We start from the raw sequence: 25,718 nt of genomic DNA, 5'->3' as shown, positions 1-25,718 counted from the left end.
TCGGGTAGCGTCACAACAGGCCGACGGCGGTGTCCACAGCGGTCTCGACGCTGCCCTCCGCCGGATAGAGCAGCGAGCGCCCGACGACAAGACCCTGCACGGTGGGCAGCCCCAGCGCCTTGCGCCACTTCTCGTACGCCTCCTCCTGGTCCTGCGGAGACTTGCCCACGTCGCCGCCGAGCAACACCGCCGGCAGAGTGCTCGTCTCCATCACCGCCGCCATCTCGTCGGCGTCCTCGGTGACCGGCACCTTCAGCCAGGTGTAGGCGGAGGTTCCGGCGAGGCCGGAGGCGATGGCGATGGACTTGGTGACGGCCTCCGCGCTCAGGTCGTTGACGACCTTCCCGCCCGTGCGCCGGGAGATGAACGGCTCGACGAAGACGGGCAGCCGCCGCTCGGCCATGTCGTCGATGGCGCGGGCCGTGGTGACCATGGTGGTCAGCGAACCGGCGTCCTCGTAGTCGATGCGCAGCAGCAGCTTGCCCGCGTCGAAGCGGAGACGCTCGATGTCCTGGGGGCGGTGCCCGGTGAACCGGTCGTCGAGTTCGAACGAGGCCCCGGCGAGACCGCCGCGGTTCATCGAGCCCATGACGACCTTGCCGTCGAGGGCGCCGAGCAGCAGCAGGTCCTCCAGGATGTCGGCGGTGGCGAGCACCCCGTCGACCCCGGGACGGGACAGCGCCATACACAGCCGCTCCAGCAGATCGACCCGGTTGGCCATGGCCAGCTTGTGGCCGCCGACGGCGAGGGAGCCGCGCGCCGGGTGATCGGCGGCCACGATCATCAGACGGCCGCTGTCGCCTATGAGGGGGCGGCGGACCCGGCGGGCGGCCGCCTCGGCGATGGCCTCCGGGTGGCGGCTCCGCACCGTCACAAGGTCCGAAACGCTGATACTCAAGGGAATTTCCTCGCATTCGCGATTCATGAAGGGCACACGGAGCGCGGGGCCGCGTGACCGACGAGGGGAGGGTCCGGCGCCTGTGGTCAGTCCCCCGCCAGCAGGGCCTCGACCTCCGCCGTGGTGGGCATCGCGGAGGAGCAGGCGAGGCGGGACGCCACGATGGCGCCCGCCGCGTTGGCGTATCGCATGACGCGCTCCAGGGGCCAGTCCGAGAGCAGACCATGGCACAGGGCGCCGCCGAACGCGTCGCCCGCGCCGAGCCCGTTGACCACCTCGACCGGGACGGACGGGACCTCCGCGGTGGTGCCGTCGCGGTGCACGGCGAGCACCCCGCGCGGGCCCTGTTTGACGACGGCGAGCTCCACGCCCGCGTCCAGCAGCGCCTGTGCGCATGCCTTGGGCTCGCGCGCCCCGGTGGCGATCTCGCATTCGTCGACGTTGCCGACGGCGACGGTGGCGTGGCGCAGCGCCTCGGCGTAGAAGGGGCGGGCGGCCTCCGGATCGGCCCAGAACATCGGCCGCCAGTCGAGGTCGAAGACGGTGGTGCCGCTCTTGGCGCGGGCGGCGAGCGCGGCGAGGGTGCTGGTGCGGCTGGGCTCCTCGCTGAGCCCGGTGCCGGTCATCCAGAAGATCCGGGCGGCACGGATGGCGTCGAGGTCCAGCTCATCGGAGTGGATCTCCAGATCGGGTGCCTTGGGACGGCGGTAGAAGTACAGCGGGAAGTCGTCCGGCGGGAAGATCTCGCAGAAGGTGATCGGGGTGGGGTACTGCTCGACGGGGGTGACGAAGCGGTCGTCCACCCCGAAGGCCCGCAGCTCCTGGTGGATGTAGTCGCCGAACGGATCCGCCCCGGTGCGGCTGATCACCGCGGAGCGGTGGCCGAAGCGCGCCGCGGAGACCGCGACATTGGTCGCCGAGCCGCCGAGGAACTTTCCGAACGATTCAACCTGCGGCAAGGGCACACCGGTCTGGAGCGGATAGAGATCCACTCCGATGCGGCCCATCGTGATCAGGTCGTACGGCTCACTCATGCCTGCCCCTTCGGGAAAGACGCAGCTCAGGGTCTGATGCGCGGAACTCCGGGACGTACCCCGGCCCTTCAGGTCTAGACGTGCGCCCGGCCACTGTCAAGAATTTGTCCTTACATACGGACGTCATCACCCGACCCCCCGGGGGCCGCTATGGGTCGCTACGTCCGGATGAGATGTTGTCATGACGATTCTTGACTCCCCCTGATCGAACTCCTCTCCCTGACCAGACGTCCGAATGTCCTGACGAACCCTTGACGGCCGCCCGCCCGGCCGGTGAAGCTGCCCAAAGCAGTACGACGCGGGCACCCCAGCACACCGAGGAGACCCTCTGCCATGACTGCCGACGCCTCCCCCGTACCCGCCCTGGACCGCATCCGGGTCGGCTCGGCCCCCGACTCCTGGGGGGTGTGGTTCCCCGACGACGATCAGCAGGTCCCCTGGCGGCGCTTCCTCGACGAGGTCGCGGAGGCCGGTTACGAGTGGATCGAGCTGGGTCCGTACGGCTATCTGCCCACCGACCCGGCCCGGCTCGCCGAGGAGACCGGCCGGCGCGGCCTCACCGTCTCGGCGGGCACCGTCTTCACCTCGCTGCACCGCGGCCCCGAGGTCTGGGACGCCACCTGGGAGCATGTCTCCCAGGTGGCCGAGCTGACCCGGGCGATGAACGCGAAGCACCTCGTGGTCATCCCCTCCTTCTGGCGGGACGACAAGACCGCCGAGCTGATCGAGCCCCCGACGCTCACCGCCGAGCAGTGGCGCCATCTGTCCACCGGGATGGAGCGGCTCGGCCGTGAGGTGCGCGAGCGCTTCGGGCTCGACATCGTCGTCCACCCGCATGCCGACACCCATATCGACACCGAGGAGAACGTGGCCCGCTTCCTGGACGCCACCGACTCCGGCCTGGTCAACCTCTGTCTGGACACCGGCCACTACGCCTACTGCGGCGGCGACAGCGTCAAGCTGATCGAGACCTACGGCGAGCGCATCGGCTATCTCCACCTGAAGCAGGTCGACCCGGAGATCCTCGCCGATGTGGTCGAGAACGGGGTGCCGTTCGGCCCCGCCGTCCAGCGCGGTGTCATGTGCGAACCGCCGGGCGGCGTCCCGGAGCTGGGCCCCGTCCTGACCGCGGCCCAGAATCTGGATGTGGACCTGTTCGCCATCGTGGAGCAGGACATGTACCCCTGCCCGCCCGACCAGCCCTTCCCCATCGCCGAGCGCACCCGGCGCTTCCTGCGCTCCTGCGGCGCCTGACCTCCCTTTTCGCCGCCCCGCCCGCGGGGACGGCCGAACCACCCGCAGGGACGCCGAACCGTCCAGAGAGCAGAGAGAGAAGAGAGCAGCCAATGACCCAGCAGGGAACGCTCGGGGTCGCCGTCATCGGGACCGGCAAGATGGGCGCCGACCATGTCCGCCGCATCAACGACGTGATCAGCGGCGCGCGGGTGGCCGCCGTGGTCGACATCGACGAGACGCGGGCCAAGGCGGTCGCCGACACCGCCGACGGCTGTCAGGCGTTCACCGACCCGGCCGCCGCGATGGCCGCGCCCGGTGTGGACGCGGTGCTGATCGCCTCGCCGGGACCCGCGCACGAGGCCGCGCTGCTCAGCGCGTTCGAGCGCGATCTGCCGGTGCTGTGCGAGAAGCCGCTCACCCCGGACTCCGCGTCCGCGCTGCGGGTGCTGGAGGCCGAGCAGCGGCTGGGCCACCGCCGGGTCCAGGTGGGCTTCATGCGCCGCTACGACACCGAGTTCATGCAGCTCAAGGCGGTGCTGGACGGTGGTGAGCTGGGCCGCCCGCTGCTGCTGCACTGCCGCCACCGCAACGCCTCGGTGCACTCGTACTTCACCAACGAGATGATGATCACCGACTCGGTGGTGCATGAGATGGACCAGTCGCGCTGGCTGCTGGAGCAGGAGATCGCCGCGGTCACCGTGCTCAAGCCGGCGCCCAGTTCGCTGTCGCCCGAACCGCTCAGCGACCCCCAGCTGGTGATCTTCGAGACCACCGGCGGCGCGATCGTCAATGTGGAGATCTTCGCCACCTGCGGCTTCGGCTATCAGGTACAGGCGGAGGCGGTCTGCGAACGCGGCACCGCCCGCGTCGGCGACGCCCATGGGATGCTGGTCAACCGGCCCGGCACCTGGGGCGGTGAGATCGCCCCCGACTTCGTGGCCCGCTTCGCCGAGGCATACGACCGCGAGGTGCAGAGCTGGGTCAACGCCACCCGGCGCGGGGAGGTCGAGGGCCCCAGCGCCTGGGACGGCTACGCCGCGACCGCCGTCAGCGAGGCGGGGATCCGGGCCCAGGCCACGGGTGGGCGCATCGCCGTCGAGATGATCGAGCGCCCCGCCTTCTACAACTGACGCCCCCTCTCCAGCTGACGCCCAGTGGACCGACCGTGACCTTACGGCCGGCCCACTGGGCGTCAGCGTCATGGCGTCCGCATCCCGTCCCCTGCGTCACCCCCGCGTCACAGCCGTCACATCTCCCTACGCCTACGTCACAGATGTTCAACAGCCCCGGGCCGCCCTTCACTCAGCGTCGTTGACCGGGCACAGGCTGATGGAACGTGAGCAGGCGCGCCGTGGCTCCCCCGACGGCCCCACCGGGCCGTGACCGCGACGCCCCGCGGAAGGGCGTAAAGAGATGACCGACCGGAGGCTGTGGTCCTACAAGGAGATCGCCGCGCATATCGGTGTACGGACCGACACCGTACGGTCCTACCGCAAGCACGGCCTGCTGCCGCCCCCCGATCTGGTGGAGGGCGGCAAGCCGTACTGGTACGCGGATACGATCCGCTCCTGGGTGCTCCGCAGACCCGGCAACCGCCGCGCCCGGCGGGACGCCGAGGATTAGGGGTTTCCCATGCGGAGGGCGGCCGTACCGGGCCAGCACAACGGCCCCTGCCGAACGGCAGGGGCCGTAACCTGACGGTACGCCGGCAAGGTCAGGTGCCGGGCAACTGTCCGCCCCTGACGGCCGATATGAACGATGCCCAGGACGAGGCGGGGAAGAGCAGCGCGGGGCCGTTGGGGTCTTTACTGTCACGCACGGGGACGACGGCAGGAATGCCGTCTGCCACCTCAACGCATGTGCCCCCGTTGCTATCGCTATACGTACTCTTGCGCCACACCACACCGGGCACGGCGCTCACGTTGCGGATCATGGTTGAAGTTCCTTCATGGTGGTGGCGAGCAGGTCGATTGAGGCTGCTGGTGACAGGGCCTGTGCCCTGAGCAGATCATAGGCGCGCAGGGCTGCCCTGACATGTTCAGGATCGGGCAGCAGCTGGCCTTGTGCGAACCCGTCTGCGAAGACGACTTCGGGCCCTTCCTCAAGGGTCAGAACGTGGAACGAGCCGACACCCGCATGCGGTCCGGCGGAATAGGGGACCACCTGGACAACGGTGGTCGGAGTCTCGGATGCCTCAATGACCCGGGCCAGTTGGTCATGCATCACACGGGGTGTCCCGGGAGGGCGACGAAGTACGTTCTCATCAAGGATGATCCACAGCTCAGGCGGGTTCTCCCGGGTCAGGATGTCTTGCCGTGTCAGCCGCGCCGCCAGCAGGTCGTCGACGTTGCTCAGGCGTCCCGCTTCCAGCGCGGCCCGCGCGTAGTCCTCGGTCTGCAACAGGCCGGGAATCACGCGTAATTCGAACGACCGAATTACCTGGGCTTGCGCCTCAAGCTCAACGTAGGGGCGGAACCACGAGGGATACGCGTACCTCATGATCAGCGGCCAGAGACGGCCGAACAGCCCCCCAGTGTTCAGCACCTCATCCACACGAGCCGCGAACTCTCCGGACGGGACCCGCTGCGCTGCCTCCAGCTTCGCCAAGAGCGACGGAGTCACAAACACCGACTTCGCCAGGGCACGCTGGGACATACCGGCTTCCTCACGCGCCCGGCGTAACTCGCAGGCAGCAAAAGCCAGCACAGACGACGACGGATTGAGTTTCTCCGCTGCACCCATGTGCCCACCCTTCATTGACAAGCGGCGAAGTCAACGCCACCGCCCTCTGATTGTGGCACCAGAGGGCAATGCTTCCCGTACAAAGAGTGATGACCGGTCACACGGTCTGAGCAACGTCTGACCCCGGCGACCGTGCTACCGGCCCCGGGGCGTGGCCACCAGCTTTCGAGGAGCTGATCGCATGCACGACCCTATCCGGTGCGCACTCGCATGGGTGAGGGCAGTTCTGGCCTTACGGCCGTCCGGCCGTCACCGTGCCGCCCCGAACCTCCCCACGTCGCACCCGGGGCCTTCCGACCCCATGGCGGGGGCGGCCGCGGACTTCCCGGCCCCCGGGCCGGTGCCCGCGCACCCGTACACCGGCTCGCCGACCCTGGAACTGCACACCATTCCCCTCCTGCCGCTGGACAGCGAGCTGCCCGCGCTGGTGCGTCCCTACGCGGTGGCCGATGAGCGGCGGCGGCGAGAGCGGCCGAAGAGTGTCCCCCGGGTGGAGTTGATCTGTGCTCCGCACGGGATGGTGGTGATCCGGTGACCGCCGTCGGCCATGCCGCGCCCGCTCCGGCCCCCGGCTGCGTGCTGTGCGCCGCCCCCGGCACCTTCGGGCTCCGTGACCTCGCCGAACCGCGTTCGGGCCTGTGCCCGGCGTGTGTCGCGGCCGGGAAGCCCACCCGCGACGGCCTTGAACAGGCCGTCGTGATCGTGGCCGGACAGGCCCTCGCGGGGGCCGAATCCCTCGACCTGGCCACCGCCGGGCCGGAGGAACTGGCCTACCACCTGGGCGCGGTGAAGCGCGGCCTGCGCAGCGTGCTCCAGCTGCTGGCCCCGGTCGAGGGGGAGGGCCGGTGAACGCCTACAAGGCCCGGGGCGGGGGCGAGGGGCCCCGTATGACGATGCGCGTCTACACGATGGCGCGCGACGGCATCGTCATCGCGCGGCGTGCGGTGGTGACCGTCCTGGCCGGAAGAGACAGCACCGACGCCTACGGGCTGGGGCAGGCGTGGCCGCCGTGCCAGTGCCCCCGCCACCGCGAGCAGAGCGCCCCCGGGCGCCCTTGGCGGCACTGAGACCGCCGTCCACGGACCGGCGCACCACCGGCTTCCATCCATACCCCCTAGGGGTATAGAGTGGGGAGTGTCAGGAGTCGCTGAGGCATTCCGGCGCCTCCTGCGCACCGACCGTCACGCCCACCCCACACAGGAGAACCCCATGAGCCCCGAGGCAGTCACCACCGTCTACCAGGTGACCGGTATGACCTGCGGCCACTGCGAAGGCGCGGTTTCCGAGGAGATCGGCGCCCTCGACGGCGTCACCTCCGTCAAGGCCGTGGCGTCCACCGGCCAGGTCACCGTGGTCTCGGCGGCCCCGCTGGACGACGAGACCGTCCGCGCCGCCGTGGACGAGGCGGGCTACGAGCTCGCCGGCCGGGCCTGAGCGAGCCCCCACCAAACCTCAGCCGGACCGTGCCGCCCTGCTCATACAGTCGCCGTACGGCCCGGCCCTCCTCCCAGGAGACCAGACATGACCAGCACGGCACCCCCCGTCGGGCCCGCCGCCGACACCGCGGCGACGGCCGGTGGGACCTCCCAGGTCGAGCTCGCCATCGGCGGTATGACCTGTGCGTCCTGCGCCGCGCGCATCGAGAAGAAGCTCAACCGCCTCGACGGCGTCACCGCCACGGTGAACTTCGCCACCGAGAAGGCCAACGTGACCTACGGCGAGGGGCTCGAGGTCGCCGACCTGATCGCCACCGTCGTCAAAACCGGGTACACCGCCGAGGAACCGCGCCCCGCCGTGCCCGAGCCCCGCGCCGCCGAGGACTCCGGCGCCCCGCGGACCGACCCGCGCGGCGAGGGCGAATCGACCTCCCTGCGCCACCGCACGCTCGTCTCGATCCTCCTCTCCCTGCCCGTCGTGGTGCTGGCGATGGTGCCCTCCCTCCAGTTCGACAACTGGCAGTGGCTCTCGCTCACCCTCGCCGCGCCCGTGGTCGTCTGGGGCGGTGCGCCCTTCCACAAGGCCGCCTGGACGAACGCCCGGCACGGCGCGGCCACCATGGACACCCTCGTCTCCATCGGCACCCTGGCGGCCCTCGGCTGGTCCCTGTGGGCGCTGTTCTTCGGCGACGCGGGCATGACCGGTATGCGCCACGGCTTCGAGCTGACCGTCTCCCGCACCGACGGATCGTCCTCGATCTATCTGGAGGCGGCGGCCGGGGTGACCGCGCTGATCCTCCTCGGCCGCTATCTGGAGGCGAAGTCCAAGCGGCGGGCGGGCGCGGCGCTGCGCGCGCTGCTGGAGCTCGGCGCCAAGGACGTGGCCGTGCTCCGGTACGAGGGGGGCGGGCGCGAAGCGCTCCCGGCCGAGGGCGGTGGACGGGTCGGGCGCGAGGTACGGATCCCCGTCGGCGAGCTGGCCGTCGGCGACCACTTCGTGGTGCGCCCCGGCGAGAAGATCGCCACCGATGGCACGGTGGTCGAGGGCTCCTCCGCCGTGGACGCCTCGATGCTCACCGGCGAATCGGTGCCGTTGGACGTGGCGGCCGGCGACCCGGTGACGGGCGCGACCGTCAACACGGCGGGCCGGATCGTGGTCGAGGCCACCCGGGTGGGCGCGGACACCCAGCTGTCCCGCATGACCAAGCTGGTCGAGGACGCGCAGAACGGCAAGGCCGAGGTGCAGCGGCTCGCCGACCGGGTCTCGGGGATCTTCGTACCGATCGTGCTGCTGATCGCCGTCGGCACCCTGCTGGGCTGGCTGCTCACCACGGGCGGCACGGCCGCCGCCTTCACCGCGGCCGTCGCCGTCCTGATCATCGCCTGCCCCTGCGCCCTGGGCCTGGCCACCCCGACCGCGCTCATGGTCGGCACCGGCCGCGGCGCCCAGCTGGGCATCCTGATCAAGGGGCCCGAGGTGCTGGAGTCGACCCGCCGGGTGGACACCGTGGTCCTGGACAAGACCGGCACGGTGACGGCCGGGCAGATGCGGCTGCACGGGGCCGTCACGGCGCCCGGCGTGGACGAGGAGGAGCTGCTGCGGCTCGCGGGCGCCCTGGAGCACGCCTCGGAGCATCCGATCGCACGCGCCATCGCGGACGGCGCGGCCGAACGCGTCGGCGACCTCCCGGTGCCCGCGGACTTCCGGTCCGAGCCCGGCCTCGGCGTCCAGGGCATGGTGGACGGCCATGCGGTGCTGGTCGGCCGCGAGAAGCTGCTCGGCGCATGGGCCATCGAGCTGCCCGAGGACCTGGCGGCCGCCAAGGCGGCGGCCGAGTCCGAGGGGCGGACGGCGGTCGCGGTGGCCTGGGACGGCGAGGCGCGCGGCGTCCTCCTGGTGGCCGACGCCATCAAGGAGACCAGCGCCGAGGCGGTCGCCCAACTGCGGGCGCTCGGCCTCACCCCGATGCTGCTGACCGGCGACAACAGGCTCGTCGCCGAATCGGTGGCCCGCGAGGTCGGCATCGACGAGGTGATCGCCGAGGTGCTGCCGCAGGACAAGGTGGACGTCGTGAAGCGGCTACAGGGCGAGGGCCGTACGGTCGCCATGGTGGGCGACGGGGTCAATGACGCGGCCGCCCTCGCCACCGCCGACCTCGGGCTCGCGATGGGCACGGGCACGGACGCGGCCATCGAGTCCGGGGATCTGACCCTGGTCCGGGGCGATCTGCGGGTGGCGGCGGACGCGATCCGGCTGGCACGGCGTACGCTCGGCACCATCAAGGGCAACCTCTTCTGGGCCTTCGGCTACAACGTCGCCGCGCTGCCGCTCGCGGCGGCCGGACTGCTGAATCCGATGATCGCGGGAGCGGCCATGGCGTTCTCGTCCGTGTTCGTGGTGACGAACAGTCTGCGACTGCGGACCTTCACAGCGTCCACATAGATTCACCAAGTCCCCATAAGCCGCACAACACCCATACGGCGGAGCCTCGATCTTCAAATCGAGGCTCTTGCCCTTTTATGGCCCTTACGGCAAGAGACGCAGATCACAGACAACCCAACGTAACCATCGAGGGGGGTCGCGAGTCTAATGGGACGGTGGGGATTCGTCTTGGGGGACGTATCCCGCTACGCGTAGCCGGGACGACGTACTCGGGGAGCTTTGAGCGGCCCTCCCGTAGGTACGCGTCCCGGCAGATCGCGTCGCCCAACGGCCCGCAAGGGCCCGTAGACGCCCGGCCGGATCCCGTGGGGGGAATCCGCTCCGGGGCAAGGGGAGCGCCCCGCTCCGACCCGTGGGGGGATCGGAAGCGGGGCGCTTCTCGGTATTTTTTGAGGCTCGGTTCTCCCCCAGCTACCGCTGGGAGGTGCCCCCGCCGGGGCGCAAAAGTCGCTGTCGACGGTCGACCGTGCTCGGCCCCTTCGTTCCTCAGGGGCCTCCGCGCGCTCTCCCTTACGACAGCGACGCGCCCCTTCGGCTCACTCGCCGGAAGACCCAAGCATCCGGAACCTCGACGGCACCCTGCGACTCGTCCCTAGCCACCGGTGGGCCCCGGCCGGTCAGCCCCAGGGCCCGGTACGCGAAGGCACCCGGCCCTATCTAAGGGGCACCCGCCGAAGACCCAAGTACCCGGATACGCGAAGTGCCCCCGACCCAATCAGGACGGGGGCACCCGGGGACGCGATGGTGCTTAGCGCTCCTCGACCGGGACGAAGTCGCGCTCGACGACGCCCGTGTAGATCTGGCGCGGGCGGCCGATGCGGGAGCCCGGCTCCTTGATCATCTCGTGCCACTGGGCGATCCAGCCCGGCAGCCGGCCGAGCGCGAACAGCACGGTGAACATCTCGGTCGGGAAGCCCATCGCCCGGTAGATCAGACCGGTGTAGAAGTCCACGTTCGGGTACAGCTTGCGGGAGACGAAGTAGTCGTCCGCGAGGGCGTGCTCCTCCAGCTTGAGCGCGATGTCAAGCAGTTCGTCGGACTTGCCGAGCGCGGAGAGGACATCGTGCGCCGCCGACTTGATGATCTTCGCCCGGGGGTCGAAGTTCTTGTAGACGCGGTGCCCGAAGCCCATGAGCTTCACGCCGTCTTCCTTGTTCTTCACCTTGCGGATGAAGGTGTCGACGTCGCCGCCCGACGCCTGGATGCCCTCGAGCATCTCCAGCACGGACTGGTTGGCGCCGCCGTGCAGGGGGCCCCACAGGGCGTTGATGCCCGCCGAGATGGAGGCGAACATATTGGCCTGCGAGGAGCCGACCAGCCGAACCGTGGAGGTCGAACAGTTCTGCTCGTGGTCGGCGTGCAGAATCAACAGCTTGTCGAGCGCGGAGACCACGATCGGGTCGAGGTCGTACTCCTGCGCGGGGACCGAGAAGGTCATCCGGAGGAAGTTCTCGACGTAGCCGAGGTCGTTACGCGGGTAGACAAAGGGGTGGCCGACCGACTTCTTGTACGCGTAGGCGGCAATGGTCGGCAACTTGGCCAGCAGCCGGATCGTCGAGAGGTTGCGCTGCTTCTCGTCGAAGGGGTTGTGGCTGTCCTGGTAGAACGTCGACAGCGCGCTGACCACGGAGGACAGCATCGCCATCGGGTGGGCGTCACGCGGGAAGCCGTCGTAGAACCGCTTGACGTCCTCGTGGAGCAGGGTGTGGCGGGTGATGTCCTCGCGGAAGGCCGCCAGTTCATCGACGGTCGGCAGCTCCCCGTTGATCAGCAGGAAGGCCGTCTCCAGGAAGGAGGCGCGCTCCGCCAGCTGCTCGATGGGGTAGCCCCGATAACGCAGGATGCCCTGCTCACCGTCCAGATAGGTGATCGCGGATTTGTACGCGGCGGTATTGCCATAACCGGAATCCAGGGTCACCAGACCGGTCTGGGCGCGCAGCTTGCCGATATCGAAGCCCTTGTCGCCGACGGTGCTGTCGACCACCGGGTAGGCATACTCGCCGTCCCCGTACCGCAGTACTACAGAGTTGTCGCTCACGTCATCCCTCACCGACGTCTGGTTCTCTTCTTCGAGGTGCCCTGACTCCCCCCACCTTCCCCTACTCGGGTCGCGATCGTGCACTCGGGGTCGGCTGAAGAGCCTTTTGGCGGCACTCAGTGCCGCCTTCACGGCCATCCTGCCCCGTTCGTCATCGTTCGGAAACCCTCTTGACACGCTCGACTCTCACATCGCCGCCGAGTCGGTGATCCAGCGCGGTACAACGCCTCCCCGCCGAGACGGTGCGCACCGCCTGTCCGAGCGCACGGCGCGAGCCGACCAGCACCACAAGGCGCTTGGCACGGGTCACGGCCGTGTACAGGAGGTTGCGTTGCAACATCATCCAGGCCCCGGTGGTCACCGGGATCACGACGGCCGGGTACTCACTGCCCTGGGACCGATGGATGGTCACCGCATAGGCATGAGCCAGCTCGTCCAGCTCGTCGAAGTCGTACGGTACCTCCTCGTCCTCGTCCGTCCGCACGGTCAGCCGCTGCTCATCGGTGTCGAGTGAGGTGACGACGCCAACCGTGCCGTTGAAGACCCCGTTGGCCCCTTTCTCATAATTGTTACGGATCTGGGTCACCTTGTCGCCGACCCGGAAGACCCGGCCGCCGAAGCGGCGCTCCGGGACGTCCGGGCGAGCCGGGGTGATGGCCTGCTGAAGCAGTCCGTTGAGCGTGCCGGCGCCCGCCGGGCCCCGGTGCATCGGGGCCAGAACCTGCACGTCACGGCGGGGGTCGAGGCCGAACTTCGCGGGGATGCGGCGGGCCGCGACATCGACCGTGAGCCGCCCGGCCTCCTCGGTGTCGTCCTCGACGAAGAGAAAGAAATCCGACAGGCCCTGGGTGACCGGCGGCACCCCCTCGTTGATCCGGTGGGCGTTGGTGACCACCCCGGACTGCTGGGCCTGGCGGAAGATCCGGGTCAGCCGCACCGCCGGGACGGGGCTGCCGGGAGCCAGCAGATCGCGCAGCACCTCGCCGGCGCCCACGCTGGGCAGCTGGTCCACATCCCCGACGAAGAGCAGATGGGCACCGGGCGGAACCGCCTTGACCAGCTTGTTGGCCAGCAGCAGATCGAGCATCGACGCCTCGTCGACCACCACCAGGTCAGCGTCGAGCGGGCGGTCCCTGTCGTACGCCGCGTCCCCGCCGGGCTTGAGCTCCAGCAGCCGGTGGACGGTGGACGCCTCGGCGCCGGTCAGCTCGGACAGCCGCTTGGCGGCCCGGCCGGTGGGCGCCGCGAGCACCACCTTGGCCCGCTTGGCGCGGGCGAGCTCCACCACGGACCGCACGGTGAAGGACTTGCCGCAGCCCGGCCCGCCGGTGAGCACCGCGACCTTCTCGGTCAGCGCGAGCCGCACCGCCTGGCTCTGCTCGGGCGCCAGATCGGCGCCGGTGCGGCGGGCCAGCCAGCCCAGTGCCTTGTCCCAGTCCACGCCTTGGAAAGCGGGCATCCGATCCTCCTCGGTGCGCAGCAGCCGCAGCGCCTGGCCCGCGAGGGAGATCTCGGCGCGGTGGAAGGGCACCAGATAGACGGCGGAGATCGGCTCGCCGCCCTCCGGGCCCGGGACCGGCTCGCGCACCACGCCCTCCTCCTCGGCGGCGAGCTCGCCCAGACAGTCGATGACCAGGCCGGTGTCCACCTGGAGCAACTTCACGGCGTCCGCGATGAGTTGCTCCTCGGGGAGATAGCAGTGGCCCTGGTCGGCGGACTGGGACAGCGCGTACTGGAGACCGGCCTTCACCCGGTCGGGGCTGTCATGGGGGATGCCGACCGACTGGGCGATCTTGTCGGCGGTGAGGAAGCCGATGCCCCAGACGTCGGCCGCCAGCCGGTACGGCTGGTTCTTCACAATCGAAATCGACGCGTCGCCATACTTTTTGTAGATCCGCACCGCGATGGAGGTGGAGACGCCCACCCCCTGGAGGAAGACCATCACCTCCTTGATGGCCTTCTGCTCCTCCCAGGCGGCGGCGATCATCTTGGTGCGCTTGGGGCCAAGGCCCGGGACCTCGATCAGCCGCTCCGGCCGCTCCTCGATGACATCGAGGGTGTCGATGCCGAAGTGCTCGGTGATCCGGTCGGCGATCCGGGGGCCGATGCCCTTGATCAGGCCCGAGCCGAGATAGCGCCGGATGCCCTGGACGGTGGCGGGGAGGACGGTCTGGTAATTCTCGACCGTGAACTGTTTGCCATATTGCGGATGGGAACCCCAGCGGCCCTCCATGCGCAGCGACTCGCCCGGCTGGGCGCCCAGCAGCGAGCCGACGACGGTGAGCAGATCGCCGGAGCCACGGCCGGTGTCGACCCGGGCGACCGTATAGCCGTTTTCCTCATTGGCGTAGGTGATCCGCTCCAGGACCCCTTCGACCACCGCGAGTTTGAGCATGCCTCGACCGTACCGCCGGGAGCCGACAGGTGGTTCGGGCCTGTGGACAACGCTCCCAGGGGGTCCCGAGCACCCGGAATATCACGATCCGGTTGCAGCGCGGGCCGACCTCTTGCCCCGCCGAATGTAATCGATTCCAATTCCATGTAATCGATTCCACAAGGAGGTGGACGATGCCGGCCATCAAAGATGTGGCGCGGCGTGCCGGAGTCTCCGTGGCAACGGTCTCACGGGTGCTCAATGACCACCCCTCCGTTCGCACGGACACCCGCGAACGGGTGCTCGCCGCGGTCGCCGACCTCGGCTATCGCCCCAACGCGGTGGCCCGCTCACTGCGCACCGATCAGACCCGGACCCTGGGCCTGGTCATCAGCGATGTGCTGAATCCCTTCTTCACCGAGCTGGCCCGTTCGGTCGAGGACGCCGCCCGCGAGCTGGACTACAGCGTGATCATCGGCAACGCCGACGAGCGGCCCGACCTCCAGGACCACCATGTGCGTACCCTCATGGACCGCCGCATAGACGGACTGCTGGTCAGCCCCACCGACGGCGGTTCCCCGATGATGCTGGCCGCCGCCCGCGCCGGTACCCCCATGGTCTTCGTCGACCGCTGGATCGAGGGCGAGGGCCTGGACCGGGTGCCGGTGATCCGCACCGACGGGCGGGGGGCCATCCGCGCTCTGGTGGCCCATCTGTGCGCCCTTGGCCACCGCCGGGTCGCGATCATCGCGGGCCCGGCGGCCACCACGACCGGCCGCGAACGGGTGGACGCCTTCCGCTCCGCGCTGGCCGAGTTCGGCCTGGAGCTGCACGAGGACCACATCGGCCAGGGGGACTTCCAGGCGGACAGCGGCCGCCGGGTGACCGCCCGCTTCCTCGACCTGCCGCACCCGCCGGACGCGATCTTCGCCGCGGACAACCTGATGGCGCTCGGCGCCATGGACGAGATCCGCGCGCGGGGCCTGCGGGTGCCGGACGGTGTGGCACTCGCCGCGTTCGACGACATCCCCTGGTTCGTCCACACCGATCCGCCGATCACCGCCATCGCCCAGCCGACCGGGGCGCTCGGCCATGCCGCCGTACGCGCGCTGATCGATCTCGTCGAGGGGCGGCCCGCAGAGTCGGTGACCCTGTCCGCGCGTCTGGTCACCCGCCGCTCGTGCGGCGAGCCCGAAGGGAGCAAGCCTTGAGTGCCGAGTCCGAACGGTCCTCCCCCGCGCCGAACGCGGACCCCACGCCCTCGGGCGCCACGTCCCCCACCTCCACGCCCTCCCCCGACAGTGTGTCGACTCCCAACGCCGGGACTCCGGAAGGAGACACGGGGTCCGCGCGGGCGGACGCCGAGGCCGGGATCACGGGTGGCGCCGTCGGCCCGTCCGCGGCTGCGGCCGCGGCGCCCGGCTCCCATGGCCCGGCGCCCGAGGGCGCGTCCGCCGGTGACACCGGGGCGGAGCTGCTGCGCATGGAGGGGGTCCGTAAGACCTTCCCCGGGGTGATCGCGCTGGACGGGGTGGACTTCGATCTGCGCCGGGGCGAAGTGCACGTCCTCCTGGGCGAGAACGGCGCCGGCAAGTCCACGCTGATCAAGATGGTCTCCGGGGCGCACCGCCCCGACGGCGGGCGGATCCTGGTCGACGGCGAGCCGGTGCGCATCAACAGCGCGCAGGACGCCGAGCGGCTCGGGATCGCCACCATCTACCAGGAGTTCAACCTCGTCCCGGACCTCACCGTGGCCGAGAACATCTTCCTGGGCCGTCAGCCGCGCCGCTTCGGCATGATCGACCGTAAGGCGATGGACGCGCGCGCCGCCGAGCTGCTGGCCCGCGTCGGGGTGGATGTCTCGCCCCGGACCCGCGTCCGGGACCTCGGCATCGCCCGGCTCCAGATGGTGGAGATCGCCAAGGCGCTGAGCCTGGAGGCGCGCGTCCTGATCATGGACGAGCCGACCGCCGTGCTCACCACCGAGGAGGTCGACAAGCTCTTCCGGATCGTGCGCGCACTGCGCGCGGACGGTGTGGGCGTCGTCTTCATCACCCATCACCTGGAGGAGATCGCCGCCCTGGGCGACCGCGTCACCGTGCTGCGCGACGGCCGCAGCGTCACCCAGGTACCGGCCGCCACCGACCGGGACGAGCTGGTGCGGCTGATGGTGGGCCGCTCCATCGAGCAGCAGTACCCGCGCGAGCGCGGGAACGCCGGTGAGCCCCTGCTGAAGGTCCGGGGACTCACCCGGAACGGCAGCTTCCAGGACATCGGCTTCGAGGTGCACGCCGGGGAGGTGGTGGGCCTTGCCGGGCTGGTCGGTGCGGGCCGTACGGAGGTCGTACGGGCGCTCTTCGGCGCCGACCCGTACGACTCCGGCTCCGTCGAGGTGCTCGGCCACCCGCTGCCCCGCCAGGACGTGGTGGCCGCCATGCGGGCCGGGATCGGCCTCGTCCCCGAGGACCGCAAGGGCCAGGGGCTGGTCCTGGACGGCTCCGTACAGGAGAACCTGGGCCTGGTCACACTGCGCGCCGCCACCCGCGGCGGGCTGGTCGACCGGGCCGCCCAGCGGCGCGCGGCGGCCGGTGTCGCCGAGCGGCTGGCCGTCCGGATGGCCGGGCTCGACCAGCGGGTGCGCACCCTCTCCGGCGGCAACCAGCAGAAGGTCGTCATCGGCAAGTGGCTGCTCGCCGACAGCAAGGTGCTGATCCTCGACGAGCCGACCCGCGGAATCGACGTGGGCGCCAAGGTCGAGATCTACCAACTCATCAACGAACTCACCGCGTCCGGCCACGCCGTCCTGATGATCTCCAGCGATCTGCCCGAGGTGCTGGGGATGAGCGACCGGGTCCTGGTCATGGCCCAGGGCCGGATCGCGGGCGAGCTGACCGCGCGGGAAGCGAGCCAGGACGCCGTGATGGCCCTGGCGGTGAAGGACGTCAAGGGCGCCGACGAAGAGGTCGGCGGCAAGGAAAAGGAGGGCTCCCGTGGCCACTGACACGATTGACGCCACCAAGGACCCCGGGGGCCCGTCGGCGCTGCGCCGCGTGCTGCTCGACAACGGCGCCCTGAGCGCCCTGGTGCTGCTGGTGGCGGCCATGGCACTGCTGTCCGGCGACTTCCTCACCACCGACAATCTCCTCAACGTCGGCGTCCAGGCGGCGGTCACCGCGATCCTCGCCTTCGGCGTCACCTTCGTCATCGTCTCCGCGGGCATCGATCTGTCGGTCGGCTCGGTGGCCGCGCTGTCCGCCACCGTGCTCGCCTGGTCCGCGACCTCACAGGGGCTGCCGGTCTGGTTCGCGGCGCTCCTGGCCGTCGCCACCGGTGTCGCCTGCGGTCTGGTCAGCGGGGCGCTGGTCTCGTTCGGGAAGCTGCCGCCGTTCATCGCCACGCTCGCGATGCTGTCGGTGGGCCGCGGCCTGGCCCTGGTCATCTCCCAGGGCAGCCCGATACCCGTCCCCGACTCGGTGTCGAACCTCGGGGACACGCTCGGCGGCTGGCTGCCCGTCCCGGTGATCGTGATGGTCGTGATGGGGCTGATCACCGCGGGTGTGCTGGGCCGTACCTACGCGGGCCGCGCGATGTACGCGATCGGCGGCAACGAGGAGGCGGCCCGGCTCTCCGGGATCCGGGTGACCCGTCAGAAGCTGGTCGTCTACGCGCTCTCCGGCGGTTTCGCGGCCATCGCGGGCATCGTGCTCGCCTCCCGGCTGTCCTCCGCGCAGCCGCAGGCGGCCGTCGGCTACGAACTCGACGCGATCGCCGCGGTCGTCATCGGCGGCGCGAGCCTGTCCGGCGGCGTCGGTAAGGCGTCCGGCACGCTCATCGGCGCGCTGATCCTCGCGGTGCTGCGCAACGGGCTCAACCTGCTGGAGGTGTCCGCCTTCTGGCAGCAGGTCGTCATCGGTGTCGTCATCGCGCTCGCGGTGCTGCTGGACACGGTGCGCAGGCGCGCCGGGGCCGGGCCGGGCGCACCCGGGGCAGCGGCGGGCGGGCCGTCCGGTGGCGGCCGTAAGAAGGCCGTCAACGCGGGCAAGTTCGCGCTGGCCGCCGTGGTCGTCGCCGCCATCGCCTTCGGCGCCTCCGTCTGGCGCTCGGGCTCCTCAGGGGGCGCGGACACCAAGGTCGGACTGTCGGTCTCCACCCTCAACAACCCCTTCTTCGTCCAGTTGAAGGCGGGCGCCCAGAAGGAGGCCAAGCGCGCCGGGATCAGCCTTACGGTCACCGACGCCCAGAACGACGCCTCCCAGCAGGCCAATCAGATCCAGAACTTCACCAGCCAGAACATGAAGTCGATCATCATCAACCCGGTCGACTCCGATGCCGCCGGCCCGTCCGTCCGGGCCGCCGGCAAGGCGGGCATCCCGGTGCTCGCCGCCGACCGCGGCGTCAACAAGGCGAAGATCGCGACCCTGGTGGCCTCCGACAACATCGCGGGAGGCAAGCTGGCGGCGAAGACGCTCGCCGAGCGGCTCGGAGAGAAGGGCACGATCCTGGTGCTACAGGGCACCCCCGGCACCTCGGCCTCGCGTGAGCGCGGTAAGGGCTTCGCAGAGGGCCTGAAGGCGTACCCGGACATCAAGGTCGTCGGCAAGCAGACCGCCGACTTCGACCGGGCCAAGGGGCTCGATGTGACCACCAATCTGCTCCAGGCCCACCCCGGCGTCGACGGGATCTTCGCCGAGAACGACGAGATGGCGCTCGGCGCGGTCAAGGCGCTCGGGTCCAAGGCGGGCAAGTCCGTCGCGGTCGTCGGCTTCGACGGCACCCCGGACGGGCTCGAGGCGGTGCGGAACGGCACCCTCGCCGCGACCGTCGCCCAGCAGCCCGAGGAGCTGGGCCGGATGGTGGTGGAGAACGCCGTCAGGGCCGCCAAGGGTCAGAAGATCGACGGCATGGTGAAGGTGCCGGTGAAGGTCGTCGCCGCGAAGTGACAAACGAAAGGACGTGCGGATGCACGACTACGACCTGCTGGTCGTGGGGTCGGCCAACGCCGATCTGGTGATCGGAGTCGACCGCCGGCCCGGGGCCGGGGAGACCGTCCTCGGTTCCGACCTGGCGGTCCACCCCGGCGGCAAGGGCGCCAACCAGGCCGTCGCCGCCGCCCGGCTGGGAGCCCGGACGGCCCTGCTGGCCCGGGTCGGCGACGACGACTACGGCCGGCTGCTGCTGGACTCGCAGCGGACGGCCGGGGTCGACACCGCGGGCGTCCTCGTCGGCGGCGCGCCCACCGGGGTCGCGCTGATCACGGTGGACCCCTCGGGGGACAACAGCATCGTGGTCTCCCAGGGCGCCAACGCCCGGCTGACCCCCGGCGACGTCCAGGCCGCCGCGAGCCTGCTGGCCGCGGCGCGGGTGGTGTCGTTGCAGCTGGAGATCCCCCTGGAGACGGTCGCCGAGGTGGTCCGCGCGGCGGACGCGGGCTTCGGCGGCCGCCCCGGGCCCCGGGTGGTGCTCAACCCCTCGCCGACCGCGCCGCTGCCCACCGATGTGCTGGCCGTCTGCGATCCGCTGGTGGTGAACGAGCACGAGGCGCGGTTCCTGCTCAGCGACGACCCAGCGGGGTCCTCCGACGACCCCGAGGAGTGGGCCGACGCCCTGCGCTCGCGCGGTCCGCGCTCGGTCGTGGTGACCCTCGGCGGCGAGGGCGCGCTGGTGGCCGACCGCGACCGTACGGTGCTGGTGCCCAGTCTCGCGGTGAAGTCCGTGGACACCACGGGCGCCGGGGACGCCTTCACCGGCGCGCTCGCCTGGCGCCTGGGCGTCGGCGACGACCTGCCGACCGCGGTGCGGTTCGCGGTGCGCGTGGGCGCGGCCGCGGTGACCCGGCCGGGGGCGCAGGCGTCTTTCCCCACCGCCGAGGAGGTGGCGGCTCTGTGAAGCGGACCGGGATCCTCAACCGCCATCTGAGCGCGGGCATCGCCCTGTTGGGCCACACCGACACGGTGATGGTGTGCGACGCGGGCCTTCCGATACCGGACGGGCCGTTCGTGGTGGACCTCGCCTTCACGGCCGGGGTCCCGTCGTTCGAGCGGGTGCTCACCGGGCTGCTGGACGAGCTGGTGGTCGAACGGGCCACGGCGGCGTGGGAGGTGCGCGCGCACAACGCCGGGGCGACCGCCCTGCTCGACCGCCTCTTCCCCCGTCCCACGCTGGACCTGGTCCCGCACGAGGAGCTCAAGATGCTGACGTCGGGGGCGAGGCTGGTGGTGCGCACGGGGGAGGCGCGGCCGTACGCGAATGTGCTGCTGCGCTGCGGGGTGCCGTTCTGAGGCGTACGCCGCGCCGGCACGCCCCCGGGCGCGGTGTGACATTTCGAGGGGCCCGGCCGTGGTCCGGGCCCCTCGTTTCCCCTCCCCAGGGCTTCCTCCGCATCCCCCCGGATCCCTCCCAGGAAGCCCGATGCCAGATACGACCCGCCAAGGGCCGGAACGGTTGCACGGAAATTTTCCCGGGCGCGACAACCTCGGAGGGCAGCCTGCTGGGCACGGTGGTCGTACATCGCGTCCCGCTTCAGCGGAGTCGCGTGTGTGACCGACGCCCACGCCCTCTCAGCCGCCGGATCCTTCCGCTTCATGGCGCTCACTCCTGGGGTGCACTGCGACCCGCTCGCTGCGGGCCGTCCTGGTCTTCGAGGACACCGCAACTCGGGTGGCGGCGGGAGGCGCAGCCACCGGGGGCGCACACGAGTTACACGCGGCGCAAATGGTTTGCAACGCCCCGTAATGGCGACGGTTTGGCGGAACAATAGGTCCCTGTAGGAGGTGACTTGTCGTGGACGGCACTCATCCGATCTGGCGCTCAGTCGCCATGCGCGATGCCCTCGCCCGCCGTGACGCCGGGGCGATCGTCCGCTTGGCCCGGCGCGCGGCTGACATCACGCTGGCCCAACTCGGAGCGGCCGTCGGCTACACCGCCGCCTCGCTGTCCCGGATGGAGCGCGGCAAACAGCCCATGCGCGATGTACAGCTGTTACGGCAGGTTGCCGAGTGTCTGGACATCCCGCCCGACCTGCTGGGACTCGCACCCCGACACAAGCAGGCGACATCCCGCGGATACGTCGATCAGCCCCTCTCCGGCACCACTAGGGTGGGCGCGCAGGCCCTGTTCGGCGAAGAGGGGGACGACCCAGTGCGACGCCGTAAACTCCTGACCGGTCTGGCCGGGGCGACCTCCAGCGCGGTCTTGGGACCCACCCCGGCCGCCGCCCAGTCTCCGGCGCGGCCGATCCTGTCGGGTCTTGAGGACCTGCTGCTGCACCGGCAGAACAGCCCGCTGCTCGGGACGGACCCCACCCCGTCCACGGTCCTCGCGGCGGTCGACGCCTCCCGACGCGACTTCAGCGCCTGCCGCTACGACGCCCTTGCCCGCGCCCTGCCGTCCCGGATCGCGCTCGCGCAGGCCCTCGGCGCCGAGGGGCATCCCCGGCAGACGGCGACCCCGGTCGCCGACCTCTACACCGTCGCGACCAGGCTCTGCATCAAGCTCGGCGAGGACGGCCTCGCGGCGGTCACCGCCGACAGGGCGCTGACCGCCGCCCTGGGTGGCGCGGACGCACTGACCGTCGCCGAGGCCCATCGCATGGTTTCCAGCGCTTGGCGCCGCCAGGGCCACTACGCCCGCGCCACCGATGTCGCCGTGACCGCAGCCCAGCAACTGGCCACCGACCGCACCACGGACATGACCGAACGGCTGTCCGTCCAGGGCAACCTGTACGCCACCGCCGCCTACACCGCGGCGAAGCAAGGCGACCGGCACACCGCGCAGGCGCTCATCACCGAGGCACAGGCCACCGCTGGCCAACTCGGCCACGACGAACTACTGCGCGGCACCGTCTTCGGCCCCAGTCAGGTGCTGCTCCACCAGATCTCCATCAGCTATCTGCTCGGCGACGCCGGACAAGCCATCGAGCACGCCCGCCGTATCGACACCGCCGCCCTACCCACCAGCGAACGCCAGGCCCGCTACTGGATCGACGTCGCTCGCGCCTTCGACCAGTGGGGCAAACCCGACCGCTGCTACCGCGCACTGCTGGCCGCGGAGCACGCCGCACCGCAGGAGGTGCGCCGCGGCTCCGTACGGACGATGGCCGCCGGGCTGATGCGGCACGACCGTGCCCTTCCCGGCGTACGTGCGTTCGCTCAACGCGTCGGTGCCCTCGCATGACGCTGCCAAACGGCGTCAGGCATGGCCCAGTGAGTCTCAGGACTCCCTCCGGCGCCGGGGTACGTTCAGCGGCCTGGACGCACGCCTGCCCGACACACCCCGAAGCAGTCCCTACAGCGCCAGCGTCCGATAGCGGTCGGCGACCTCCGCCAGGACCTCCGCGCCGTCCCGGGCCCAGAGGTCCGGGTTGAAGATCTCCACCTCGATCGGACCGGTGTAGCCGGTCGCGTCGACCCGCTCGCGGAACCAGCGGAAGTCGACCGATCCGTCGCCGAGTTGGCCCCGGCCCAGGAGGACGCCCTCCGGCAGGGGCGTGATCCAGTCGGCGAGCTGGAAGGCGGCGATACGGCCGCCCGCGCCCGCGCGGGCGATCTGGGCGGCCACGCTGTCGTCCCACCACACGTGGTAGGTGTCCACGCACACACCCACCTGCTCCGCCGGGAAGCGCTCGGCCAGGTCGAGGGCCTGGGCGAGGGTGGAGACCACGCAGCGGTCGGAGGCGTACATGGGGTGCAGGGGCTCGATGGCCAGGCGGACGCCGTGGTCGGCGGCGTACGGGGCGAGCTCCCCCAGCGCGTCGGCGATCCGCTCGCGGGCGGCGAAGAGGTCGCGGCTGCCCGCCGGGAGGCCGCCGGAGACCAGGACCAGGGTGTCGGTGCCCAGGATGGCGGCCTCGTCGATGGCCCTGCGGTTGTCGGCCAGGGCGGTGGCGCGCGCCTCGGGCTCGATCGCGGTGAAGAAGCCGCCCCGGCACAGGCTGGTGACGGTCAGGCCGGCCCCCCGCACCAGTTCGGCGGTGGCCGCCACGCCGTACTTCTGGACCGGCTCGCGCCACAGGCCCACGCCCGTGACGCCCGCCTCGGCACAGCCCTCGGCCAGTTCGGGCAGCGACCACTGCTTGATCGTTTCCTGGTTGAGGCTCAGCCGGGACGGGGCGCTCATCGGGCGGCTCCGTACACGGACAGCAGGTGTTTCATCCGGGATTCCGCCAGCGCCGGGTCCGGGAACAGGCCCAGCCCGTCGGCGAGTTCGTACGCCCGTGCCAGATGCGGCAGCGAGCGGGCCGACTGGAGGCCGCCGACCATCGTGAAGTGCGACTGGTGGCCCGCCAGCCAGGCGAGCAGCACCACACCGGTCTTGTAGTAGCGGGTCGGGGTCTGGAAGAGGTGGCGGGAGAGCTCCACCGTCGGGTCCAGCAGGGCGCGGAAGCCGGGCACATCACCGGTGTCCAGCGTGCGTACGGCCGCCGCCGCCAGTGGGCCCAGCGGGTCGAAGATGCCGAGCAGGGCGTGGCTGAAGCCCCGGTCGTCGCCCGCGATCAGCTCGGGGTAGTGGAAGTCGTCGCCCGTGTAGCAGCGCACCCCGTCCGGCAGCTTGCGCCGCAGGTCGATCTCGCGCTGGGCGTCCAGCAGGGAGACCTTGATGCCGTCGACCTTGTCGGGGTGGGCGGCGATCACGTCGAGGAAGGTACGGGTGGCGGCGTCCAGGTCGGTGCTGCCCCAGTAGCCCTCCAGGGCCGGGTCGAACATCGGGCCCAGCCAGTGCAGGATCACCGGCTCGGCGGACTGGCGCAGCAGATGGCCATAGACCTCCAGGTAGTCCTGTGGGCCCTTGGCCACGGCGCACAGGGCGCGCGAGGCCATCAGGATGGCCTGGGCGCCGGACTCCTCGCAGACGGCCAGCTGCTCCTCGTACGCGGCCCGGACCTCGTCCAGGCCGTAGGGGTAGCCGATCTCGGTGACGGACAGCTGGTCGGTGCCGACACCGCAGGCGATACGGCCGCCGACCGCCTTCGCCTCGGCCGCCGAGCGGCGGATCAGCTCGGCGGCGCCCGCCCAGTCCAGGCCCATACCGCGCTGGGCGGTGTCCATGGCCTCGGCCACGCCCAACCCGTGCGACCACAGGTGGCGGCGGAAGGCCAGGGTGGCGTCCCAGTCGACGGCGGCCGGGCCGTCGGGGGTCACATCGGCGTACGGGTCGGCCACCACATGGGCGGCCGAGAAGACCACACGGGAGGTGAAGGGCGCCCCGGGTGTCGGCGACAGCGGCTCGGCGCGGGGTTCGTAGGCGCGGGTCGTACCGCCCGGCCCGGGGAGGTGGATGGTCACAGGCTCAGCTCCGGTACGTCCAGGCGGCGGCCCTCCGCCGACGACTTCAGGCCCAGCTCGGCGAGCTGGACGCCGCGCGCACCGGCCAGCAGGTCCCACCGCCAGGGCTCGTCGAGCGCGACATGGCGCAGGAAGAGCTCCCACTGCGCCTTGAAACCGTTGTCGAACTCCTCGTTGTCCGGCACCTGCTGCCACTGGTCGCGGAACGACTCGGTGGCGGGCAGGTCCGGGTTCCATACCGGCTTGGGGGTGGCCGAGCGGTGCTGGGCGCGGCAGTTGCGCAGGCCCGCGACGGCCGAGCCCTCGGTGCCGTCGACCTGGAACTCGACCAGCTCGTCCCGGCCCACCCGGACCGCCCAGGAGGAGTTGATCTGGGCGATGGCACCGCCCTCGAGCTGGAAGATGCCGTAGGCCGCGTCGTCGGCGGTGGCCTCGTACGGCTTGCCCCGCTCGTCCCAGCGGGTCGGGATGTGGGTGATGGCCTGCGCCTGGACGGTGCGCACGGCGCCGAACAGCTCGTTCAGCACGTAATCCCAGTGCGGGAACATGTCGACCACGATGCCGCCGCCGTCCTCGGACCGGTAGTTCCAGGAGGGCCGCTGGGCGCTCTGCCAGTCGCCCTCGAAGACCCAGTAGCCGAACTCCCCGCGCACCGAGAGGATCCGGCCGAAGAAGCCGCCGTCGATGAGGCGCTTCAGCTTCAGCAGCCCCGGCAGGAAGATCTTGTCCTGGACGACGCCGTGCTTGACGCCCGCGGCCTGGGCGAGCCGGGCCAGCTCCAGGGCGCCCTCCAGACCGGTGGCGGTGGGCTTCTCGGTGTAGATGTGCTTGCCCGCCGCGACGGCCTTCTTGATGGCCTCCTCACGGGCGGCGGTGACCTGCGCGTCGAAGTAGATGTCGACGCCGTCGTCGGCCAGCACCGCGTCCAGGTCGGTGGAGACATCCGCGACCGGGTCGAGGCCGTGGTGCTCGGCGATCTCCTTGAGCGCGTGCTCCCGGCGGCCGACGAGCAGCGGCTCGGGCCACAGCACGGTGCCGTCGCCGAGGTCCAGACCGCCCTGTTCGCGAATGGCGAGGAGAGAGCGGACGAGGTGCTGGCGGTAGCCCATCCGGCCGGTCACACCGTTCATGGCGATCCGCACTGTCTTGCGAGTCACGTGGGTTCTTCTCCTCACAGCGAGTAACAGTAAGCGCTTTCTAAGTATCCACGCTAACCGCCCCGCCCCGCCCCTGTACA

The 25,718-nt window shown here is 70.8% G+C and carries 23 protein-coding genes; 14 read left to right on the top strand and 9 right to left on the bottom strand.

All coding sequences use genetic code 11. From position 1 onward, the window contains the following. Nucleotides 1-10: 10 nt before the first annotated feature. Nucleotides 11-898 (bottom strand): Cgl0159 family (beta/alpha)8-fold protein, encoded by an 888-nt coding sequence (locus NQU54_RS23670; RefSeq protein ID WP_167501734.1) that lies wholly within the window; start codon nucleotides 896-898, stop codon nucleotides 11-13. A gap of 86 nt (nucleotides 899-984) precedes the next feature. Further along, the gene (iolC, locus tag NQU54_RS23665; RefSeq protein ID WP_257632840.1) at nucleotides 985-1,932 is read right to left on the bottom strand and encodes a 5-dehydro-2-deoxygluconokinase; all 948 of its coding nucleotides are present in this window, start codon (nucleotides 1,930-1,932) and stop codon (nucleotides 985-987) included. 333 nt (nucleotides 1,933-2,265) lie between these two features. Here iolC and NQU54_RS23660 point away from each other — a divergent pair, with 333 nt between their 5' ends. The 3 genes from NQU54_RS23660 (at nucleotide 2,266) to NQU54_RS23650 (ending at nucleotide 4,791) form a co-directional block, all read left to right on the top strand. Beyond that, nucleotides 2,266-3,186: a sugar phosphate isomerase/epimerase family protein gene (locus NQU54_RS23660; protein ID WP_257632839.1), complete on the top strand. Its 921-nt coding sequence runs from the start codon at nucleotides 2,266-2,268 to the stop codon at nucleotides 3,184-3,186. Between the two features lie 92 nt (nucleotides 3,187-3,278). Then, nucleotides 3,279-4,298: a Gfo/Idh/MocA family protein gene (locus NQU54_RS23655; RefSeq protein ID WP_257632838.1), complete on the top strand. Its 1,020-nt coding sequence runs from the start codon at nucleotides 3,279-3,281 to the stop codon at nucleotides 4,296-4,298. 283 nt (nucleotides 4,299-4,581) lie between these two features. Next, nucleotides 4,582-4,791, top strand: a complete 210-nt coding sequence (locus NQU54_RS23650) for a helix-turn-helix transcriptional regulator (protein WP_257632837.1) — start codon at nucleotides 4,582-4,584, stop codon at nucleotides 4,789-4,791. A 91-nt stretch (nucleotides 4,792-4,882) separates the two neighbouring features. Here NQU54_RS23650 and NQU54_RS23645 read toward each other — a convergent pair whose 3' ends face one another. Further along, entirely contained in the window at nucleotides 4,883-5,101 is a 219-nt protein-coding gene (locus NQU54_RS23645; RefSeq protein WP_167501739.1) for a DUF397 domain-containing protein, read from the bottom strand. Further along, entirely contained in the window at nucleotides 5,098-5,910 is an 813-nt protein-coding gene (locus tag NQU54_RS23640) for a helix-turn-helix domain-containing protein (RefSeq protein WP_257632836.1), read from the bottom strand. The genes NQU54_RS23645 and NQU54_RS23640 overlap by 4 nt, the downstream gene beginning before the upstream one ends. Before the next feature lie 181 nt (nucleotides 5,911-6,091). Here NQU54_RS23640 and NQU54_RS23635 point away from each other — a divergent pair, with 181 nt between their 5' ends. From NQU54_RS23635 to NQU54_RS23615, 5 genes are all read left to right on the top strand, one after another. Next, a complete protein-coding gene (locus NQU54_RS23635; RefSeq protein ID WP_257632835.1) occupies nucleotides 6,092-6,445 on the top strand; it encodes a hypothetical protein in 354 nt (117 codons plus the stop codon). Then, nucleotides 6,442-6,759, top strand: coding sequence for a hypothetical protein (locus NQU54_RS23630; protein WP_257632834.1), 318 nt, complete (start codon nucleotides 6,442-6,444; stop codon nucleotides 6,757-6,759). Before NQU54_RS23635 ends, NQU54_RS23630 begins: the two co-directional genes overlap by 4 nt. Then, entirely contained in the window at nucleotides 6,756-6,977 is a 222-nt protein-coding gene (locus tag NQU54_RS23625) for a hypothetical protein (protein WP_308408501.1), read from the top strand. The genes NQU54_RS23630 and NQU54_RS23625 overlap by 4 nt, the downstream gene beginning before the upstream one ends. A 142-nt stretch (nucleotides 6,978-7,119) precedes the next feature. Next, nucleotides 7,120-7,344 carry a heavy-metal-associated domain-containing protein gene (locus NQU54_RS23620; protein WP_087684215.1) on the top strand — a complete coding sequence of 75 codons (225 nt, stop codon included), beginning with the start codon at nucleotides 7,120-7,122 and terminating at the stop codon, nucleotides 7,342-7,344. An 87-nt stretch (nucleotides 7,345-7,431) separates the two neighbouring features. Next, nucleotides 7,432-9,789 (top strand): heavy metal translocating P-type ATPase, encoded by a 2,358-nt coding sequence (locus NQU54_RS23615; RefSeq protein ID WP_257632833.1) that lies wholly within the window; start codon nucleotides 7,432-7,434, stop codon nucleotides 9,787-9,789. A 748-nt stretch (nucleotides 9,790-10,537) separates the two neighbouring features. Here the strand turns inward: NQU54_RS23615 and NQU54_RS23610 are convergent. Both NQU54_RS23610 and recD2 read right to left on the bottom strand, forming a co-directional pair. Beyond that, the gene (locus tag NQU54_RS23610; RefSeq protein ID WP_069864091.1) at nucleotides 10,538-11,827 is read right to left on the bottom strand and encodes a citrate synthase; all 1,290 of its coding nucleotides are present in this window, start codon (nucleotides 11,825-11,827) and stop codon (nucleotides 10,538-10,540) included. Nucleotides 11,828-11,978: 151 nt separating this feature from the next. Next, a complete protein-coding gene (recD2, locus tag NQU54_RS23605) occupies nucleotides 11,979-14,222 on the bottom strand; it encodes an SF1B family DNA helicase RecD2 (RefSeq protein ID WP_257632832.1) in 2,244 nt (747 codons plus the stop codon). A gap of 173 nt (nucleotides 14,223-14,395) precedes the next feature. Here recD2 and NQU54_RS23600 point away from each other — a divergent pair, with 173 nt between their 5' ends. The 6 genes from NQU54_RS23600 (at nucleotide 14,396) to NQU54_RS23575 (ending at nucleotide 22,373) form a co-directional block, all read left to right on the top strand. Then, nucleotides 14,396-15,412 (top strand): LacI family DNA-binding transcriptional regulator, encoded by a 1,017-nt coding sequence (locus tag NQU54_RS23600; RefSeq protein WP_257632831.1) that lies wholly within the window; start codon nucleotides 14,396-14,398, stop codon nucleotides 15,410-15,412. A 272-nt stretch (nucleotides 15,413-15,684) separates the two neighbouring features. Next, entirely contained in the window at nucleotides 15,685-17,202 is a 1,518-nt protein-coding gene (locus NQU54_RS23595) for a sugar ABC transporter ATP-binding protein (RefSeq protein ID WP_257632862.1), read from the top strand. Continuing rightward, complete coding sequence (locus NQU54_RS23590; RefSeq protein WP_257632830.1) at nucleotides 17,192-19,141, top strand: ABC transporter permease/substrate-binding protein; 1,950 nt, start codon at nucleotides 17,192-17,194, stop codon at nucleotides 19,139-19,141. Before NQU54_RS23595 ends, NQU54_RS23590 begins: the two co-directional genes overlap by 11 nt. Nucleotides 19,142-19,160: 19 nt before the next feature. Then, nucleotides 19,161-20,087, top strand: a complete 927-nt coding sequence (gene rbsK / locus NQU54_RS23585) for a ribokinase (RefSeq protein WP_257632829.1) — start codon at nucleotides 19,161-19,163, stop codon at nucleotides 20,085-20,087. Continuing rightward, nucleotides 20,084-20,479, top strand: coding sequence for a D-ribose pyranase (gene rbsD, locus NQU54_RS23580; protein ID WP_257632828.1), 396 nt, complete (start codon nucleotides 20,084-20,086; stop codon nucleotides 20,477-20,479). The genes rbsK and rbsD overlap by 4 nt, the downstream gene beginning before the upstream one ends. A 502-nt stretch (nucleotides 20,480-20,981) precedes the next feature. Then, on the top strand, nucleotides 20,982-22,373 hold the full coding sequence (locus NQU54_RS23575; RefSeq protein ID WP_257632827.1) for a helix-turn-helix domain-containing protein: 1,392 nt from the start codon (nucleotides 20,982-20,984) through the stop codon (nucleotides 22,371-22,373). A 111-nt stretch (nucleotides 22,374-22,484) separates the two neighbouring features. Here NQU54_RS23575 and NQU54_RS23570 read toward each other — a convergent pair whose 3' ends face one another. The 3 genes from NQU54_RS23570 to NQU54_RS23560 are packed head-to-tail and all read right to left on the bottom strand — an operon-like array spanning nucleotide 22,485 to nucleotide 25,638. After that, entirely contained in the window at nucleotides 22,485-23,315 is an 831-nt protein-coding gene (locus tag NQU54_RS23570) for a sugar phosphate isomerase/epimerase family protein (RefSeq protein ID WP_257632826.1), read from the bottom strand. Then, complete coding sequence (locus NQU54_RS23565; RefSeq protein WP_257632825.1) at nucleotides 23,312-24,481, bottom strand: dihydrodipicolinate synthase family protein; 1,170 nt, start codon at nucleotides 24,479-24,481, stop codon at nucleotides 23,312-23,314. The genes NQU54_RS23570 and NQU54_RS23565 overlap by 4 nt, the downstream gene beginning before the upstream one ends. Further along, nucleotides 24,478-25,638: a Gfo/Idh/MocA family protein gene (locus NQU54_RS23560; RefSeq protein WP_079152980.1), complete on the bottom strand. Its 1,161-nt coding sequence runs from the start codon at nucleotides 25,636-25,638 to the stop codon at nucleotides 24,478-24,480. Before NQU54_RS23560 ends, NQU54_RS23565 begins: the two co-directional genes overlap by 4 nt. Nucleotides 25,639-25,718 lie beyond the last annotated feature (80 nt).

Source organism: Streptomyces malaysiensis subsp. samsunensis (assembly GCF_024519315.1).
GTDB classification, from domain to species: domain Bacteria; phylum Actinomycetota; class Actinomycetes; order Streptomycetales; family Streptomycetaceae; genus Streptomyces; species Streptomyces malaysiensis.
The sequence above is the reverse complement of the archived record's forward strand: the minus strand, read 5'-3'. Positions and strand labels throughout refer to the sequence as shown.

What these genes read in the sequence shown, in the direction of transcription:
- iolC (WP_257632840.1), bottom strand. Translation starts at nt 1,932, where the DNA reads ATGAGTGAGCCGTACGACCTGATCACGATGGGCCGCATCGGAGTGGAT.
- rbsK (WP_257632829.1), top strand. Translation starts at nt 19,161, where the DNA reads ATGCACGACTACGACCTGCTGGTCGTGGGGTCGGCCAACGCCGATCTG.
- NQU54_RS23660 (WP_257632839.1), top strand. Translation starts at nt 2,266, where the DNA reads ATGACTGCCGACGCCTCCCCCGTACCCGCCCTGGACCGCATCCGGGTC.
- NQU54_RS23655 (WP_257632838.1), top strand. Translation starts at nt 3,279, where the DNA reads ATGACCCAGCAGGGAACGCTCGGGGTCGCCGTCATCGGGACCGGCAAG.
- NQU54_RS23570 (WP_257632826.1), bottom strand. Translation starts at nt 23,315, where the DNA reads ATGAGCGCCCCGTCCCGGCTGAGCCTCAACCAGGAAACGATCAAGCAG.
- NQU54_RS23620 (WP_087684215.1), top strand. Translation starts at nt 7,120, where the DNA reads ATGAGCCCCGAGGCAGTCACCACCGTCTACCAGGTGACCGGTATGACC.
- NQU54_RS23645 (WP_167501739.1), bottom strand. Translation starts at nt 5,101, where the DNA reads ATGATCCGCAACGTGAGCGCCGTGCCCGGTGTGGTGTGGCGCAAGAGT.
- NQU54_RS23595 (WP_257632862.1), top strand. Translation starts at nt 15,685, where the DNA reads ATGGAGGGGGTCCGTAAGACCTTCCCCGGGGTGATCGCGCTGGACGGG.
- NQU54_RS23635 (WP_257632835.1), top strand. Translation starts at nt 6,092, where the DNA reads ATGCACGACCCTATCCGGTGCGCACTCGCATGGGTGAGGGCAGTTCTG.
- recD2 (WP_257632832.1), bottom strand. Translation starts at nt 14,222, where the DNA reads ATGCTCAAACTCGCGGTGGTCGAAGGGGTCCTGGAGCGGATCACCTAC.
- NQU54_RS23600 (WP_257632831.1), top strand. Translation starts at nt 14,396, where the DNA reads ATGCCGGCCATCAAAGATGTGGCGCGGCGTGCCGGAGTCTCCGTGGCA.
- NQU54_RS23640 (WP_257632836.1), bottom strand. Translation starts at nt 5,910, where the DNA reads ATGGGTGCAGCGGAGAAACTCAATCCGTCGTCGTCTGTGCTGGCTTTT.
- NQU54_RS23615 (WP_257632833.1), top strand. Translation starts at nt 7,432, where the DNA reads ATGACCAGCACGGCACCCCCCGTCGGGCCCGCCGCCGACACCGCGGCG.
- NQU54_RS23650 (WP_257632837.1), top strand. Translation starts at nt 4,582, where the DNA reads ATGACCGACCGGAGGCTGTGGTCCTACAAGGAGATCGCCGCGCATATC.